Origin of the sequence: Dyadobacter bucti (assembly GCF_005869225.1) — a bacterium.
GTDB classification, from domain to species: Bacteria; Bacteroidota; Bacteroidia; order Cytophagales; family Spirosomataceae; genus Dyadobacter; species Dyadobacter bucti.
Genome location: NZ_SWFP01000002.1, coordinates 1,150,706 through 1,169,041 on the forward strand (window position 1 = coordinate 1,150,706; position 18,336 = coordinate 1,169,041).

Consider the following 18,336-nt stretch of genomic DNA (forward strand, 5'->3'; position numbering starts at 1 on the left):
AGAATTGCGTAAGCTGAAAATCATTAACGTATTGATTAATAATCTTTATTCTGAACCAGCACTCCACCGCTCTTGTCGATTTCGGGCTGGGGCAATGGCCATTTGTAAAACTTCTCTTCAAACTTGTAAGGAACAAAACTATCCTTCACATTATTAAGTACCTCAGCAGCAATGTGCCATCTTTTCAAGTCATAATATCTTAACCCTTCAAAAGCGAGTTCAATTCTGCGCTCGTGACGGATCCTTTCGCGCATTTGTGCTTTCGATAATCCCGCGGGAAAAGGCGGCATACCCACGCGCGCGCGCAGTTCTTTCATGGCTGCATACACCGATTCATCCGGGCCCGCTATTTCATTCTGGGCTTCGGCAAACATCAGGAGAACTTCACCCAAACGCAGCGTAACCGCATTTTGCTGACTGAGCGTTGAAAATCCGTACGGAATATTTTCAGGGACCAGGAATTTCATTACCCCATAGCCGGTCGGACGGCTGTTGGAAGGTGTATGGATTTTGCCGCCGCCGAAATCGGGATGATCCACAAAAACCGTCTTGGCAAGTCTCGGGTCACGGTTTTTAAATGGTTCTTTTTTATCGGTCAATGGCGAGACACCATAAGGAAGGCCGTCGGTACATTCGAAAGCGTCCACAAAATTCTGAAGCGGACTTGCCACCAGCCAGTCGCCATAATACATGTCCCAGGGCCGGGTATTATTGGGTGCCAGGAAATTGGCCGAAAATATAATTTCAGGATTTCCCTTCTGGCCTGCATCCCGGAAAATATCTTCGAATTTAGGGCTCAGCGAATACTTTTCACGCACTGACGCTGCCAGGTCTTTCACTTGTTGCAAAACTGCCAGATCAGGCGTTCCGGTATTTCCGTATGCAGAAAAGATCAGAACCCGCGCTTTCAGTGCCTGTGCGGAAGAAGCCGCTGCATGTCCGCCATTTTGCGCATAGGCGGCCGTATTCAGGTTAGCGATCGCGAAATCCAGGTCTTCCAGGATCTGGGCGAGAATTTTGTCGGCAGCAACTTTCGGCTGTTTTTGTGTTTCCAGGGTCAAAGGCTCCAGAACCAGCGGCACGTCGCCGTAAGCACTGTAAAGCTGGAAATAATAGAAGCCGCGCAGAAACCTTACCTCTGCTTCGTACAGCTTTCTGTCAGCATCCGAAATATCGCTGTTCTGATATGCATTGAGCTGCTGGAGAAAGATGTTCACCCTGGCGATTGCCTTATAGCTCTCCGAATAAACACCGGAAACATAACCCGTCGTGGACGGGCTGATACTTCCCGAAATGATCTCTTTGGCAGAACCGGAGTTGTGCTGCGCAAAACCATCGTCGGTCAGACAGTTCCATACCGGCAACTCCACGGCCCATATATCACTTTGCATGTATGCATAATTCGCCGTCAGCGCCTTGTCGAAATCGCCTTTTGTTTTCCAGAAAGTTGCAGAGGATATCTGATCCAAAGGGTTAAGGTCCAGATCATTGCAGGAACCCAGTGCCAGTGCGACCAGCACGAATATTTTGAATGAATGTTTTTTCACGAACATGGAATTAGAATTTAACATTTAGTCCGAATGAGAATATTTTGTTCTGCGGGTAAGCAACAAAGCTTCCGCTTCCGCCGCGCTCAGGATCAAGTCCGGGATACTTTGTTGCCGTCAGCAGATTATCTCCCGAAAAGAAAACGCGCAGGTTATCGATCCCTATTCTGCCTGTCAGGTTTTTGGGAAGTGTATAACCGAATGTTACGTTTTTCAGACGCAGGTAAGATGCGTCCTGCAAAAAGTACGACGAGGCCCTTCTGATGCGGTCCGGCGCGCCCCAGCCCCAGTAAATTCTGGGCATTGTGGTCGACGGGTTGGTTTCAGTCCAGCGATTGCGCCAGTCTGTTGTCGGAGGCGAACCTTGGACAAACGGTACGGTTCCCCAGTTGTCGACATAAAACCGGATATTGTTAACGCCCTGCAGCATAGCCGAAATGTCAAATCCTTTCCAGTTCGCGGACAGATTGAAGGAATAATTCATTCCCGGATAATTTCCCGTCATCACAACGCGGTCGTCATTGTCGATCTTCCCGTCACCGTTCTGGTCTTTGTAGCGGATATCGCCGGGCACAGTCGCATCGTTGAATTGCTTTGGCGCATTGTCAATCTCATCCACCGACTGGAATATACCGTCCATTTGCAACATATAGTATGTATTCCACTCTCTTCCTTCTTCCCGGATACGGTATCCGTCGATTTCCCGCTCACCGAATTTGACCAGCTTGTTTTTATAATGCTCGATGTTAACGCCCATATTATAATTGAGCCCGCTGAAAAACCCGTCCGTAACCTGATTACTGTATGAAACGCCCAGTTCAATTCCTGAATTCTGCATCGTTCCGTTGTTGATCGTAGGCGCTCCAAGGCCAACAACGCCGGTAACCTGCGAACCTCTTAAAATGTCTGTTGTGGTTTTGCGGTAAATGTCAGCGGTGAGGTTTAATCCCCTGAAAACCGTCAGGTCCAGTCCGAGGTCAGCGATTGTAGTAGTTTCCCATTTGATGTTTGAGTTTGATAAATTGGTCTGGGCGACACCCGATGAAAGGTTGGAATCATCAAAAGAATAATTTCCCGTAAAGCTCAGGATAGCCTGGTAAGGATAATTCCCGATGTTCTGATTGCCCAATTGTCCCCAGGAGCCCCTGAATTTCAGACTGTTCAACCAGTTCAGGTCCAGATTTTTGATAAAATCCTCTTCCGTCAAACGCCAGCCGGCAGAAAAAGAAGGGAATACGCCCCATCTTGAATCAGATTTTAAGCGGGAAGTTCCGTCATATCTCAGATTGGCTTCCAGCAGGTAACGTTCTTTGAAATTGTAATTGAGCCTTCCAAAAAAAGACTTGATCGCCCACTGATACTGGGAACCGTTTGCATATTGGATCGAAGGACTGCCTGCGTCGATTTCCTGCAAAACTTCGGTCGGGAAATTCTTTCTGGTAGCAGTAAGATATTGAAACGTATTTTTCTCGGTGCTGTAACCGCCCTGAATTTTAACCGAGTGATCTTGATTGAAACTGTGCTCGTAATTCAGATAAGAAAACAGGTTGGTATACACATTCTGCTCATCCTTCACTTCCAGGCCGCCACCCAGATCAAGCGAAGTCATGAAAGCATTTGTGCGGAAATTGTATAGCTGCAGTGCAGGCTGAAAAGCTTTGGTTTTGTAAAAATCCGCATTGACCGCGCCCTTGGTATACCAGGTCAGCCCTTTCAGCAGGTTCACTTCAAACCAACCCTGCGTATTTCCCGAATAGTCGTATTTGTCCCGGTTCAGACGCCCGTCGAGTACGGCTATCGGGTTTTTGTTATTGTATTCCAGATCATACGCTTTGTAAGTATAGTGCCCGCTGCCGTCTGCAAGCTGCGGAGAATAGGTAGGTGCCTGCGACATTGCCGACAAGAACATATCTTCCGAACCGTTCACAGGCGCTTGTGTTTTACCTGACTTCAAAGCAATGTTCGCCCCGAATTTGATGTTCTTGTTGATCTCCGAGCTGATATTCAACCTCGCATTGTAACGCGCAAAATCAAAACCTCTCATCACTCCTTTCTGGTTCACATAACCTACCGAAGCATTAAAACGGGTACCGCCGCGGCCGCCATCAAAAATAAGATTGTGCATGTGGGTCGGAGCAGTACGGAAAATCAGGCTCAGCCAGTCCGTGTTAGGATATAAATTCCTGTCCGTGGCATTGCGGTAGGTATCGATCTGATCCTGCGAATAAAGTCCGGAAGTAAGCCCGGAGTTGATCCGTGCCTCGTTAAACAGCTCCATGTATTCTGCCGAATTGGTGATCAGGTCAAAGAGTTTTGTCGGCTTATGTACCGCATAACTTCCGCTGTACTGAACGCTCAGTTTACCTTCAGTTCCTTTTTTGGTCGTAACCAAAACCACCCCGTTCGCAGCTCTCGCACCATAGATCGAAGCCGAAGCAGCATCTTTCAGAACGGAAACACTTTCAATATTGGCAGGGTTAAGGTCAGACATATTCCCCTGCACGCCATCAATCAGTACCAGAGGATCAGATCCCGCATCGCTGAAAGTCCCGCTGCCCCGGATCCTGATCGACAATCCTTCATTGCCCGGCTCTCCCCTTCCCTGCGTGATCTGAACACCCGGCATTGTTCCCTGGAGCATCGCCGTGGCATTGGTAACCGGGCGTTTCGTCATTTCGTCCCCCGACACGGTGGCCACCGCCCCGGTCAGGTTCACCTTCTTCTGCGTTCCGTAACCTACCACTACCACTTCCTGCAAAGCCTTGGTATCCGTAGTCAGGTTCACATTGACGATGGATCTTCCGTTGACCTGGATCTCCTGAGAAACGTACCCAACGAAAGAAAAAACAAGAATCGCGTCTTCCGAAGGCACTACAAGTGAATATTTTCCATTGGAGCCCGTGGACGTTCCAGTAGTGGTTCCTTTTATCGTAATGCTGACACCGGGCAGGCTTTCACCTTTTTCATCCAGGACTTCCCCGCTTACCGATTTTTCAAGAATATAGTCCAGATAGGACGAAGTCCTGACTGGGTCTTTCTCCTTATTCTCTGTCTTTAAAGGCCCGGGATCCGGACTGCTTTCCTTACTTAAAATAATAAAACCGTCAGAAACGGAATACACTATACGCAATGGTTTCAGGACGCGCTGCAATACCTCATCCAGTCGTTCATTTTTAGCCGACACGCTGACCTTCTGCGTATTTATCAAAGAAACGAGGTACGAAAAACGGACTTTCGTTGACTTTGACAGCTGGTTCAAAACACTTTTCAATTCGGTATTTTCAGCCTCGATGCTCACTTTTCGGTTGAGCATTTCCTGCGCGTGACTATTTCCGGCGTAAGTGATACCACCCAAAAGAAGCACCAAAAAGAGTGGGACGCTGATTTTCATAATCAAATGAATGCAATTGCGTTTGATAAACTTTTTTTTCATAATTTGTTTACGGTTTTTGGACTAAGAAACAAAACCATCCCTTACTCCTTTTACAAGGAGTTTCATTTTGAAGTGAATACAGGGAGTTAACTCGGCCGGTGATATGGCAGTATCGCCGGCTTTTTTGCACTATTTTATTGTCATGTTAAAAGATTTAATACGTTTAGGTTTAATCACAACCTTTACCTGAAACAATCACTTCGTTACCTACAACTTCATACTTCGCCTGGACGGTCTTACAGATGATATTCAGCTTGGTGAAAAATGGCTCTTCTCTCAGTGGTATGGTGATACTGCAGTTTTTAAAGATCTCCGGATCATAGTCAATTTTGATCCCGTAGGCTTTTTCCAGCGATTCAAATATTTTCGGTACCGGCGATTCCACATAATCGAATTTCAGGAGTTCTTCCTCTCCCTCGATCACGACGGGATTTTCAGCCAGTTTCGTCAATATCTGATTTTGTTCCGTCTGGTAAACAGCCTCCTGATTGGGTGTTAGCAACAAATCATCCCGACGCGACGCCGTATATTCCCTCACTCTGTAAACAGCCACTTTCCCGGTTTTTACAACCACCGAAACTTTTTCCCGGTCAGAAGATATCTGAAAACTGGTCCCGACCACACGGGTAACAAGCCCGTTGGTGTAAACCAGGAAAGGATGTGTTTTATCTTTGACAACATGAAAGAACCCGTTTCCTTCCAGGTAAACATTGCGGGTCGAGTCTGTCGTAAACTGATCGGAATAACTGAGCCGGCTTCCTTTTGAAAGTGTTACCGTACTCCCGTCCGGAAGTGTTATTTGACGATCCTTTTCCTGATCATTTTTAATTTCTGTCAACGTAGACTTCGCGTTGGCCGTTAAACCTGAATACGAGTAGTCGGCCTGATTCTGTTTGACCCAGAACCAGCCCAGGCCCGCTGCCAGAAGAAAAACTGCGGCAACCTTTGTCCAGATACCCAGGCGGAAAGCAGGAGTTGTTTCTGTCGCCGCCTCTTCGCGTTCGTAAACGCTGGTCATGATCTTGTGTATATTCTCGGTACGCCGGTTGTCCGATAAAGCGGATGGCAGCTGATTCCAGTCCAGGATCAATAATCTGGCTTGTTCAAGTTCTGATTTTACATTGGGATCCGAATTCATGAGATTTTCCCAGACCGTCCCCTCCAGACTCGCACCCGAACGGACCAGGCTGACAAATTCGTCATTTTTTAAAAAATAATCTAAATCGTATTTATTCATCCCTCAGTACAATTTCCAATGACTTACTGTATAAAGGGTATGATTTTGATTAAAATCTCATCACATGCAATAAATTATTTTTGAATTATTTTTCAATCAATTGATATACAAGAATTTATATACAATAAATAAAAACAGCAAAACAATAAAATGGAGATTCCAGTATTTCCGGAACATCTTCAGGGATTTGGAGAGGAGATTATAAGTTGCGGGCTCGCTGATATTCAAAATTTCTGCGATCTGGCTATTGGAGAGATTTTCAAAAAAGCGGAGGTGTAAAATTTCCTGCTGCCGTTTGGAGAGCTTTCCCATTACCGCGTTGATACGCGAAAGACGCTCGTCGGTCAGTTCGCTGTGAATGATCCGGATTTCGGCGTAGTCGATTTCCTGATGCTGTTCATACTCCTGCTCATCGGATAATTCTTCCATCCAGGTAGCTTTCTTTTTCTGACGAAAAACCTGGTTCCGGACCGCGGCGAAAAGATATAGTTTGAGATTTTCAACAGGCTTTAAAAACGCCCTTCTGTCCCAAAGACTTAAAAACAGATCGTGGATATCATCACTTAACTGGTCAGGGTCCTTTTGAAACCTGGTACCGTAATCAAACATTGGCCGATAGAAAATTTCCAAAATCTCTTCAAAAGCCTTTGTGCTACCGCCTTGAAAAGCCTTCCATAGTTCCTGCTCCTGGTCGGTCATCTACAATTCATTTAATCAGGCTAAAATTAACATATTGCAATAGAATAACAAAATATTGATGTGTTATGCAACGCAAACGCATTTTAGCCTGACTATCCCTCCGCACGGAACTTGTATCCCGGTATTTTATTCAGTCCGCAACGACTTCACCGGATTGGCCAGTGCCGCCTTAAGTGACTGGTAAATAACTGTGAGCCAGCAGATCACCAGCGTAGTTACACATGCCCCGACGAAGATCCACGGGCTGATCCCGGCTTTGTATGGAAAACTTTGCAGCCATTTGTCCATTGAAAAGTAGGCGATCGGGATGGCGATCGGGAATGAGAATAAAACCAGCCGCGTAAAGTCTTTGGACAGCAACAGAACGACGCTTGCAACGGAACCGCCGAGTACTTTTCGCACACCGATTTCCTTGACCCGCTGTTCGGTCGTGAATGTGGCCAGGCCGAATAGTCCAAGGCATGCGATCAGAATGGTTAATGTTGAAAATGCTGTAAATATCTTCCCGCGCAGCTCATCTGCCTCATAAGCCGACTCAAAATCCTGATCCAGAAAACGGTATTCAAACAACCTGTCGGGATAAATTTCGGCCCATTTCTGCCCGATAAAGGCCAGCGTTTCCTTCGTATTCTTCGTTCTGACCTTCACATGAATAACCGGATTGGCGGGCTGATACATCATGATAAGCGGCTCAATCGGATTGTAAAGTGATTGCTGGTGAAAATCCCGCACAACCCCCACTACCTGTGCGGTCGGCGGGTTATTTTTCCCGTCAGGCGAAACCGTTCCCAGCATGATCTTCTTTCCGATCGGTTCTTTCCAGTTCATGCGTTTCACGACAGCCTCGTTGATCAGCACGCCATTGCTTGTATCGGCCGGGAAATCTTCTGAAAAATCGCGCCCGTTCACCACGGTCATCCCCATTGTTTTTACGTAATTGTGATCGATCTGCGTCGGCTTGAACGCCATTTCCTTCATGCCTGTACTGGATTCAACCGTAAAAATGACCCGGCCGCCGATATTGCTCACGGGAGATGAGGCCGACGCTACATTCGCAATATTGGGATTATCGATCAAGTATTTCCGAAATGCATTGTACTTGGCCGGCGACCGGTTTCCCTGGTAATTGATCGTCAGGACCTGATCCCGGTCGTAACCCATGTCTTTGCTACGCATGTAGTTGAGCTGCTGGTATACGATCCAGGTGCAGATCAGCATCACCATCGAAATCGAAAACTGGGTAACAACCAATGCCTTTCTAAAAAAAGAGCCGCCACGTGCCTTAAATGATCCTTTCAACACTTCGGCCGGTTCAAACGCAGACAAATAAAACGCCGGATAACTGCCACTTACCAGTCCCGTAAAGGCAACGATAAACAGCCCTATCAACATGAATTTGGGCGTCAGCAATTGGAGATAACCAATTTCCTTGCCCGAAACGGTATTGAAAAAGGGAAGCAACGCGGCTACCAGGATCAGACTGGAAAAAAGTGAGATCATCGTGATCAGGACGGATTCGGTAAGAAACTGGGCGATCAATGCACCTTTCATTGAGCCCATCACTTTCCGCAGCCCCACTTCTTTTGCGCGCCGGGCCGATTGCGCGGTAGCCAGGTTCATATAATTGATGCTTGCAATGAGCAGCATAAAAAACGCGATCGCGCTGAACGTATAGACGTAGCCGATATTTCCGTTCGTCTCCCCGTCAAACTGGGAATGCAGGTGAATGCTGGTCAGCGGCTGCATCTGATAAGTAATATGAATGCCCATTCTCTTGAAAATGGACGACATGTATTTCTCATAAAGCTGCGGAAAACCAGCTTCCAGCTTTTTGATATCAGCGTTTTTGGAAAGAAGCAAATAGCTGTTGATATAAAAACCACCCCAACCGTCCGCATTGCGCTGGTTAGGATCGAGTGACGTCAGTGCATTGAATGTGAAATGTGAATTTTTGGGAACGTCCTCTATGACACCCGTTACCTTATACGAAGTACTGTCTCCCGTTCTCAGCACCTGCCCCAGTGCGTGACTGCCTCCGAAAAACCGTTTGGCCACCTTCTCTGTCAGTACAATGCTGCCGGGCTGGTCGAGGGCGATTTTGGGATCACCTTCCAGGAATTTATGTGTAAAAATGTCAAATACCGTCGAGTCGGTCGAGTAGATATCCTCCTCGTAAAACCGCTTTTCACCCTGCCTGAACATGACCCGTCCATTACCGAAAAACCGTACATAGTTCTCCACAAACGGATAATCCTGCTTCAGGGTCTTTACCAAAGGTGGCTGCGTGCTTACCCACTTGTTGATCTTGTCCGGCTCGGTGATGTACGATACAATGCGGTAGATCCGGTCGGCCTTATCATGGTACCGGTCATAACTCAACTCGTCGGAAACGTAAAGGAATAACAACATTCCGCAGGTCACACCGATCGTGAGCCCAAAAATATTGATGAAGCTGTAAAACTTGTCTTTGACAAGGTTGCGAAATGCGAGAACAAGATAGTTTTTGAGCATGACGGGAAAAATTAGGGTTAAAAATTTGCTGCAACTATTATGCCTTGTGGTAACTAGCGAATTCCTAAATAGTTACAGAAAATATCCATTATTTTTTGTCCGTATTCGGACACTCCTGTACGAATGCGGACTCCCTGTCAGTTTCCAGCTCATTCAGGAATATCCGGATAAGCTAAGATTGAGAAAAACCATGTAAAGTGAGCAGAAAAGTAACGCAAAATTGCCGGTGAGTATGTTTCTATTTCCTCATAAAAGCTTATGACCAGCGGATCATCTTTTAATCAGAAACTCATCGAAATTCATCATTGTGCTCGCCACGATGGTACCGGCTGCCAGATCGGAAGGATTGATGAGCTTGTCGACCGGATGTTCGCCGGTGCTTAAAATCGCCCTGACACGGCCTGGATTTGTACGAAAGTCAGCCAACTCTTCCTGATACAGATCCTTAAGTATCTTCATTTCCTTTGAACTCGGCCGACGGCTGGTCAAAGCCATAAAACCATACGATAGCTTTGCGTCGAGGTTACCCGTTTGTTTGAGCATTCGCTGTGCGAGTACCCGGGAAGCTTCTACAAACTGGGGATCATTCATAACCACGAGCGCCTGTAAGGGTGTGCTGGTCTTTTGCCTTTTCATCACACAAAAATGCCTCTCCGACGCATCGAAATTAAGCATCATGGGCGGCGGCGCAGTCCGCTTCCAAATGGTGTACATGCTCCTGCGGTACAAGGTGTCGCCTTTTTGTTCTCTGTATTTATGATAGTTTGAGATTGATTCCCAAAGCCCCTTCGGCTGGTAAGGATAAACACTCGGCCCGCCGATTTTTTCATTGATCAATCCACTTGATGCGAGTGCATTGTCCCGAATCTGCTCCGCACTCATTCTGTAACTCGGCCCGCGCGCATACAATTGATTCTCCGGGTCTGTTTCAAGCTGCCGGCTGTTGGCTGCTGATGACTGCATGTAAGTTGCCGACATGACGATCAGCTTCTGGAGTGCTTTTACATTCCATTTTCCCGAAACGGCGGATTCTCGAAACTCTGCTGCCAGCCAGTCCAGCAAAGCGGGATGCGTGGGTAAGTTGCCCTGGTTCCCAAAATCGCTGCTTGAAGCTACCAGGCCATTCCCGAAATATTGCTGCCAGAACCGGTTCACAGCGACCCGGCTGAATAAAGGGTGGTCTGGGTGGAGCAACCACCGGGCCAGCCCCAAACGGTTCCTGGGATACTCTTTTGGTATTTTAAACATCTGATCCGGTGTATCCGGACTGACTTCCTTTCCTTTGGCATCGTATGCGCCACGGTTTAATATGTACGACTTCCGGGGCACGGTACGCTCCTTCATGATCATGACGTCGATTTGCGTATTGAGGAGTTCGGTCTGCTGCCCGATGTATGCAAGGCTCGCAGCCATGCTATTTTTATACTCCTTGTCAATGTTCGTTGTGAAATATGCCAGGAGTTCATCATACTGCTGCTTTGAGCGCTGCACCGGTGGAGTTTTCAAGGCCGCTGCCACTTCGTCCTTTTGAGAAAACAGCCCGCGCATTTCAAGCGCTGAAAGTGCACGTGTATAGATTTTCAATTCATCGATCGCAAAGTTTTTGGTAAACCGGTCATTCAATCTTCCGATCATCAAATTGAAGACGGCAATATTTGTCTTGTTCTTCCCAAACAACAGGCTTTGTGTCAGGTTATCATTGTAGACTTTTACCGGTGTCCTTTCACCGTCTATGTAAACTTTTACCCCCTCGGCTTTACTCAATCCGTCGTAGGTAAATGCGATATGCGTCCATTTTTTCAGCGGGAATTTTTGGACCGTTTTCAGCTCGATCGAATTTTCGGGCCAAACATGGCTGAGCGTAACGCGCACCGTGCCGTCGGCATCCCGGAAAATATTCCATCCCCGGAAGCCGCTTGTGATATGATTTGACTTGTGGATCAGCGAGCCGTCAATAGTGGCGTCCTGTATGTTCAGCCAGATACTGATTGTAAACGGCTGATTACGTTCAAAATAAGCGAAGTCCGGTCCGAAATCGATTGAATTTTCTCCTAACATCTGTCTGCCATTCCCAAATCTGCCCCGGCGGGAAGCTTTATCCGATAAAGCCGAATCGCCCTCCGCGTATGCATGATGTTTGGGATTTGCCAAATTTTTAAAGGCTTTGCCTAAGGGCTCATCGAACGTAAAATGTCCGTATAAACCGTCCTTGGCCGAAAGCGTATTTTTCCCGGCATCGGTCTCCGCCTTTTTAAGCCATTGTCTGAATTCATCATCAGACGTATCCGTAAAAACTTTGCGTTTTTTCTTTTCAGCTTCCAGGTTGGCCGCAATGAATTTTAAGGTTTTGTCAGCTTCCGGAGTCGGCAGCGTGATACTGGGGCTTGATTCTCCATTGTAGGGGATCTGCCCGTTTTCATTTACATTATCAAAAAAGGAATAAAGCGAATAGTAATCTTTTTGACTGATCGGGTCATATTTATGGTCGTGGCAGCGGGCACATTCGACGGTCATTCCCAGAAAGGTCGTACCGAAGGTCCCTACCCTGTCGGCGACATATTCGGTCCGGTATTCTTCCGCGATTATTCCGCCTTCCATACTTTGGGCGTGCATGCGGTTGAAAGCAGTGGCAACCAGCTGCTGCTGGTCTGGGCTGGGTAACATATCACCTGCCAGCTGCCAGGTGACGAACTTGTCGTAAGAAAGGTTTTTGTTAAATGCATTGATCACCCAGTCACGGAACGGCCAGGCTGTTCGCATCATATCGTCCTGATAACCATGGGTATCCGCATAGCGGGCGGCATCCAGCCAGGGAACAGCCATATTTTCACCATAATGCTCAGAAGCCAGCAGCTGATCCACCACTTTTTCATAGGCATTCGCTGTGGTATCGTTTAAAAATGCCTGTACCTGCTTAGGCGTCGGAGGCAAACCATTCAGATCCATATAAACCCGGCGCAGCAAAGTGGTTTGAGATGCCTTCGGTGACGGTTTTAAACCCTTATCTTCCAGTTTCGCCAGGATAAACCGGTCTATGTCGTTTCTGACCCACTTTTCATCTTTCACTTTCGGCACCTCCGGCCTTCTGACCACTGTAAATGCCCAATGCGGCTTGTACTCTGCCCCTTCCTCGATCCATTTGATCAGAATTGCCTTTTCGCGTGCGTTCAGGGATAAATGAGATTCTTTGGTCGGCATCATCACTTCCGGGTCCGACGACAGTATCCGGTGTGCCAGTTCGCTTTTGCCCGATTTGCCCGGCACAATTGCTTTGAGCCCGCTGTCGCCTGATTTCTCATAAGCTACATTGGCAACGTCCAGCCGCAGCCCGCCTTTTTGTTTGGCCTCATCGGGACCATGGCATGCAAAGCACCTGTCCGACAGGATGGGCTTTACATCGTAGGTATAGTCAATGGGTTTTGAAATTTTCGACATTTCCAACTGAACGTCTTCCGGCAAATCAATTTTGCTGCTGCAGGCACTAAAAAGCACGCAGCATAACATGATGATGAAGCAGGATTTCAGGTGGGTCATGATAATTTTTAAAGATTTAGGAAAGTTCAGCACCCGATTCCGAAAGAGCAACATTTCTTTGAGAAATTTCGGATACTGAACTAGATTTTCATTCCTGAAACTTAGCAAATTCAGGGAACAAAATTAAGTATATCGGACTTTATCACGAATTTGCTTTCGGCGGGCAGCCATCGGCAGTCGGCGGGGTATCCCTGCCAAAATATCGTTGCTGAAATTGGTTTGGCAGAAAGCCGAAAGCCCATAGCCCATAGCCGACCGCACCACCGTTACCAGCCCGGGTTTTGTTCCAGATTTTTATTCTGGGCCCTTTCTGAATCAGGGATAGGCAAGAGATCGTCCTTTGGCAGATAACCTGCCGAAAACTTTGTTTCGATAAGACTGCCGTCACCTCCGCGTACCTCACTCGGATACAATTCCCCGCCGATCTTCCAGCGTTTGATGTCGGACCAATACGTTCCCTCCAGAAAAAACTCGATACGGCGTTCGAACCTTACTTTTTTACGGGCTTCCGCCTGTGAAAGACCAAGAGGTACAGGTTTCATTTTCACGTCCTGCCTTTCGGTACGTATCCGGTTGATGATCTTGATCGCTTCATCGATACCGGTGTTGGTTTCAATCAAAGCCTCCGCTTTGGACATCAGTACATCGCCGTATCTCAATACAATAAAGTTAATCGGGTTTTGTCGCGCCGTGCTTACCTTAATGCCCTCGGAAGTATATTTTCGCATATTGAAACCGACCCGCTGTCCGGTGTGATTCTTGATGACCGTCGGATAAGGTTTTCCTTCGAAATTTGCGCCGGGCCTTAATATGGAGAAATCCAGGCGGGGGTCACGTCCTTTGTATGGGTTTGCCGGATCTACCTTGGAACCGTCTATCATCTCGTATTTGTCCACCATGTTCTGTGTCGGGGCTACGCAGCTGGCTCCGCCGGCATCCGTCGTAATCCCCACGCCCGGATTACCGAGCCACGCAAAGAAGTTGCCCTGCGCCTGCTCTCCGTCAATATACTGGATATCGAAAAGGACTTCCGAATTGTTTTCGTTGGCTACTTTGAAAAGCTCTTCATAGCTTGGAAAAAGAGTGTACTTGTTCAGCGCTTCGATCTGCTGAATCACGGTCAGAACATCGGTGTACTTGTTCTGATAAAGCAGTGCCCGCATCTTCATTCCCAATGCAGCGCCTTTTGTTGCACGGCCGACCTGCGGCGCATCCACTTTCAGCGCTGCGATCGCAATATCATATTCCGATACTGCCTTTGCCCAGGTTTCATCCAGGGTGGCCCTTTTGAGCTCCGTTGCTTCCTTGGTGGTGATAACCTTGTCGATAATGGGTACACCGCCGTAAGTTTCAGCCAGCAGTGCATAGGCGATCCCTCTCAGGAAATGTACTTCGCCCATATACCTTTCCTTCGCCTCAGCGCTCAGCGTCACTTTTTCGAAATTTTCCAGAAAGTAATTGGCGCGGGATATGATCCTGTATGACATCGTCCACCTGTCTGCCGGGACACCGTCCAGGGAGGTAGTAACCGACCCGTTCCCGATCTGCATGAGCTTACCGTTCCAGTGCGACCATTGGTACCCGTCCGGTGTACATGCTTCAAAGCTCGGTCCGGCACCATATATGGCTGTATGACGCAGCACGCTGTAAATCCCGTTCAGGGCCAGGATGATATCGTCTTCACTCTGCCAGAATGTTGCAGACGTGATTTTATCTTCCGGAAGTACTTCCAGGTAACTTTCATTGCATCCGTTTGCGAAAAGAAGAAACAGAACTGACAGGCTGTATATTAAAGTCTTTTTCATTTTTTCTTTATTTAAAAATTAACATTTAGACCTGCAGACACAATCCGGGCAAGCGGGTAGAAATTTTCACCGGAATCAAAGGTGTTTCTCTCTGGGTCGAAACCTTCATAATTTTTGCTGACAAAGGAAAATACATTCTGCGCATTCACGTAAAAATGCAGCTTCTGGACATTGATCTTTGAAGTCAGTCTGGAAGGCACAGTATATCCCAGCTGGATGTTCCTGATTTTCAGGAAGGATATATCTGATATCCAGAAAGAAGATGCATTTCCATTCCATGTGTTGTTAATGGCGATACCCGGAATGTTGGTGTCGGTATTTTCAGGCGTCCATGCATCCCTCCATCGCTCGGTGATGGTGCCTCCGGAAATTCCCAGCGGCTGCGTCCAGGCATTCTGAGTGTAGGCATGCACGCCCCCTATTCCCTGAAACAATATGCCCAGGTCAAAACCTTTGTAGCTCAGGTCAGCATTGAATCCGTAAGTGAACTTCGGAATGGTGTTGCCAAGATCCATTTTATCCTGATAATCTATTCTGCCGTCGCTGTTAACATCCTGATATTTAAGCTCTCCTGCCTTGGGCACATATCCGTTGGCGAACATATGTGCCTTGGCCTCTTCGTTGGTATTGTAAACACCTTCGGCTTTCAAACCGTATAAAGTATTGTACGAATATCCTTCCCTGATCAGATAAAGCTGGTCAGGTGCGCCTTCCCTGAATTTGACGACCTTGTTTGTGAGGTAGGTTACATTTCCGCCGATGGTGTATCCCAGTTTATCGGGGCTTTTGCTGTTGTTTGAATAGCTCAGGTCAAGTTCAATGCCTTTGTTCAGCATTTCCCCCACGTTCTCAAACGGCGCGCCCACGCCACCCAATACCTGAGGGATCGGCAGCTGAACGATAATATCGCTGGTTTTCTTGACAAAATAATCGGCTTCAAGGCTCAGCCTGTTTTTCAAAAAACCCAGTTCCACGCCTATATCCGTGGAAGTTGTGGTTTCCCAGGAAATACCTTCGTCTACCAGACTTGTAACCGCGGCCCCCGGCGCAAACACGCCCCCGTAATTATAACTCTGATCATTCAACTGACTCACTACGGTCAGATAAGGCCAGTAGCTGTTGATGTTCTGGTTGCCCAGGCGGCCCCAGGATGCGCGGATTTTTGTATTCGACAGCAAATTCTGGTTCTTCATGAAATCCTCTTCCGTCACCACCCATCCTGCTGAAAAGGAAGGAAATACACCCCAGCGATTGCCGTCCTTAAACCGCGAGGAAGCATCGGCACGGAGATTCATTTCGAAGAGGTACTTGTCCGCAAAAGCATAATTGACGCGGCCAAAATAAGACAGCATCCGCAAAGCATTCATGTTGCCCTGCGCCTGAATACCCGACGTTCCGGCGTCCACCTGGATCAGTCCGGCTTTCGGGGGATTGGATCTCCTGGCGAAGGTATTTTTGATCACCGTATTTTCAATCTGCATCCCGGCGATGGCTGAGATCGTATGCTTGGTACCAATCGTTTTGTCAAAATTCAGCGTGCTGAACCAGGTATAGTTGTAATTGTCCGTATTGGTACGGCTGGCTTCCAATGTGGTCGGATAGTCCAGGTTGATCGCTTCTACACCTGTGTCGGTATAACCGAAAACCCGCTGATTGTACTTGTCCCTGATGTTGTTGTTATTCTGTGAGGTGAAGTTTGTCTTGAATGAAAGAAAATCCGCCAGCTTGATATCCGCATAAGCATTTAGCCTGATATAATTGTTCTCGGTTTTGGTTAAACCATTGGCTGTCTCGATCAGCGGGTTCCGGTTTCCGACAATACTGTTTCCATTATTAATCGCCTGAGGGGCACCATACCTGCCGTCCTGGGTATAGGGAGCCGTGAATGGATAAGCACCGTTCGCGAAAATATATAGCACCCGGCTGAATGTGAATGGTTCGGTAGAGATCTTCCGCATTCCGTTTATGCGGCCGCCCATCGTTAACCATTTATTCACCTTTGATTCGATATTGGCGGCAAGCCCGTAGCGTTTCGAGCCGGTATTGAGCATGATACCCTTCTGGTCCAGGTAATTGACCGACATATAGTATTTGCTTTTCGCGGAGCCGCCTTTTACCGACAGATTCTGTTCGCTGACAGGTGCAGATCTGAAAACCTCATCGAAGAAGTTGACATTGGGATATTTGTATGGATCCGAATTGTTCCTGAAATCGTCGATCACATTGTCCGGGAACAGTTTGCTTCCTCCGGCCCCTGTAAGTGCCTGGTTCCACATATTCATGTACTCCACACTGTTATCGATCAGGTCATATTTTTTCACAAGCTTTTGCGAACCAAAGTAACTCGTGAAGTTCACCGATGTTTTTTCATCGAATTTGCCTCCTTTTGTTGTGATCAGGACAACCCCGTTTGCCGCTTTTGACCCATAAATCGCTGCACTTGCCGCATCTTTCAGCACCGACATGCTTTCGATGTCGTTCGGATTTATTTCGCTGATAGATCCTTCGATGCCGTCGATCAGCACGAGCGGGTTGGCATTGTTCAAAGTTCCCCATCCCCTGATCCGCAGCTGGGCTCCGTCGCTTCCCGGCTGGCCGGAGTTCTGGCTCACCCACACGCCCGGCACCTTTCCGCTCAATGCCTGGGACGCATTGGTGATGGGCCTGTTTTCCATGGTTTTATCAAAACTGATGGTTGAGATCGCACCTGTCAGATGCCCTTTCTTTTGCTGACCGTAACCTACTACAATCAGCTCTTCAAGATTCCGGGTGTCGACATCCAGGCGGACATTCACCTCGCTGACGTTAAGAACAGGCACTTCCTTGGTTAAAAATCCTACATAAGAAAAGACCAGGACCGAGCTGTTATCAACAACCGCGATACGGTATTTCCCGTCCTGGTCCGTTATCGTTCCTTTGGTTGTCCCTTTGATAATGATACTTACACCCGGGATCCCCGCTCCTTTGTCATCAGATACCTTTCCTGAAATATCGATATCTGCCTTTTGGAAATTTTCCTGGCCGGTCTGACCGTTCTCTCCGGATTTCGCCTTCCGTTTTTCCCGTTTAAGAATAATTTGCTTACCAACAACCTCATAGTCAATGCTGTAAGGCGAAAGCAATTTCGCCAGCACATCCGACAGTTTCTCATTTGCAAAGTTAAGCGTCGCCCGTCCTGACGTACGGATCAGATTTGGATTGTACGAGAACTTCACCTCTGCACTTCTCTCAATTTCGTTCAGTATGGTATTGATCTTTTCATTATTGGTCTGTAAAGTAATTCTTCGGTTGAGTAATTCCTGCGCGGTAACATGGGTCGCTGACGAGAGGTTTGCAAAAAATGTTACGATACAAAGTTGTAGTATGGACCATTGCATGATTTTCACTACCAGATAGCGGGTAGATTTAGATAATTTCATAAATTTGAATGTTTTGGTGGAACGAACTGTAAAGGCAAAACACTTCCCTGCATCATCCTGGATGATGCCATGCGCAAATGAAGGGGAATTTCAGAGTCGTCAGTGTTGGAGCACTGACGACTCATTTTTTTGGGTTAGGTTGTTGGTTCTT

At 47.4% G+C, this 18,336-nt stretch carries 8 protein-coding genes; all 8 read right to left on the reverse strand.

Going from position 1 to position 18,336, the window contains the following annotated elements:
- Positions 1-35: 35 nt before the first annotated feature.
- Positions 36-1,553 carry a RagB/SusD family nutrient uptake outer membrane protein gene (locus FBF61_RS09585; protein ID WP_229214979.1) on the reverse strand — a complete coding sequence of 506 codons (1,518 nt, stop codon included), beginning with the start codon at positions 1,551-1,553 and terminating at the stop codon, positions 36-38.
- Positions 1,554-1,557: 4 nt separating this feature from the next.
- Positions 1,558-4,980, reverse strand: coding sequence for a TonB-dependent receptor (locus FBF61_RS09590; protein WP_229214980.1), 3,423 nt, complete (start codon positions 4,978-4,980; stop codon positions 1,558-1,560).
- A 169-nt stretch (positions 4,981-5,149) separates the two neighbouring features.
- Positions 5,150-6,217 carry a FecR family protein gene (locus tag FBF61_RS09595; RefSeq protein WP_138476972.1) on the reverse strand — a complete coding sequence of 356 codons (1,068 nt, stop codon included), beginning with the start codon at positions 6,215-6,217 and terminating at the stop codon, positions 5,150-5,152.
- A 96-nt stretch (positions 6,218-6,313) separates the two neighbouring features.
- Complete coding sequence (locus FBF61_RS09600) at positions 6,314-6,916, reverse strand: RNA polymerase sigma factor (protein WP_138476973.1); 603 nt, start codon at positions 6,914-6,916, stop codon at positions 6,314-6,316.
- A gap of 126 nt (positions 6,917-7,042) precedes the next feature.
- Positions 7,043-9,427 (reverse strand): ABC transporter permease, encoded by a 2,385-nt coding sequence (locus FBF61_RS09605; RefSeq protein ID WP_138476974.1) that lies wholly within the window; start codon positions 9,425-9,427, stop codon positions 7,043-7,045.
- A gap of 270 nt (positions 9,428-9,697) precedes the next feature.
- Positions 9,698-12,961 carry a DUF1553 domain-containing protein gene (locus FBF61_RS09610; protein WP_229214981.1) on the reverse strand — a complete coding sequence of 1,088 codons (3,264 nt, stop codon included), beginning with the start codon at positions 12,959-12,961 and terminating at the stop codon, positions 9,698-9,700.
- A gap of 266 nt (positions 12,962-13,227) precedes the next feature.
- A complete protein-coding gene (locus FBF61_RS09615) occupies positions 13,228-14,766 on the reverse strand; it encodes a RagB/SusD family nutrient uptake outer membrane protein (protein WP_138476975.1) in 1,539 nt (512 codons plus the stop codon).
- 11 nt (positions 14,767-14,777) lie between these two features.
- Positions 14,778-18,185: a TonB-dependent receptor gene (locus FBF61_RS09620; RefSeq protein ID WP_205748251.1), complete on the reverse strand. Its 3,408-nt coding sequence runs from the start codon at positions 18,183-18,185 to the stop codon at positions 14,778-14,780.
- Positions 18,186-18,336: the final 151 nt, after the last annotated feature.

What these genes read in the sequence shown, in the direction of transcription:
- FBF61_RS09595 (WP_138476972.1), bottom strand. Translation starts at nt 6,217, where the DNA reads ATGAATAAATACGATTTAGATTATTTTTTAAAAAATGACGAATTTGTC.
- FBF61_RS09620 (WP_205748251.1), bottom strand. Translation starts at nt 18,185, where the DNA reads ATGAAATTATCTAAATCTACCCGCTATCTGGTAGTGAAAATCATGCAA.
- FBF61_RS09615 (WP_138476975.1), bottom strand. Translation starts at nt 14,766, where the DNA reads ATGAAAAAGACTTTAATATACAGCCTGTCAGTTCTGTTTCTTCTTTTC.
- FBF61_RS09590 (WP_229214980.1), bottom strand. Translation starts at nt 4,980, where the DNA reads ATGAAAAAAAAGTTTATCAAACGCAATTGCATTCATTTGATTATGAAA.
- FBF61_RS09605 (WP_138476974.1), bottom strand. Translation starts at nt 9,427, where the DNA reads ATGCTCAAAAACTATCTTGTTCTCGCATTTCGCAACCTTGTCAAAGAC.
- FBF61_RS09610 (WP_229214981.1), bottom strand. Translation starts at nt 12,961, where the DNA reads ATGACCCACCTGAAATCCTGCTTCATCATCATGTTATGCTGCGTGCTT.
- FBF61_RS09585 (WP_229214979.1), bottom strand. Translation starts at nt 1,553, where the DNA reads ATGTTCGTGAAAAAACATTCATTCAAAATATTCGTGCTGGTCGCACTG.
- FBF61_RS09600 (WP_138476973.1), bottom strand. Translation starts at nt 6,916, where the DNA reads ATGACCGACCAGGAGCAGGAACTATGGAAGGCTTTTCAAGGCGGTAGC.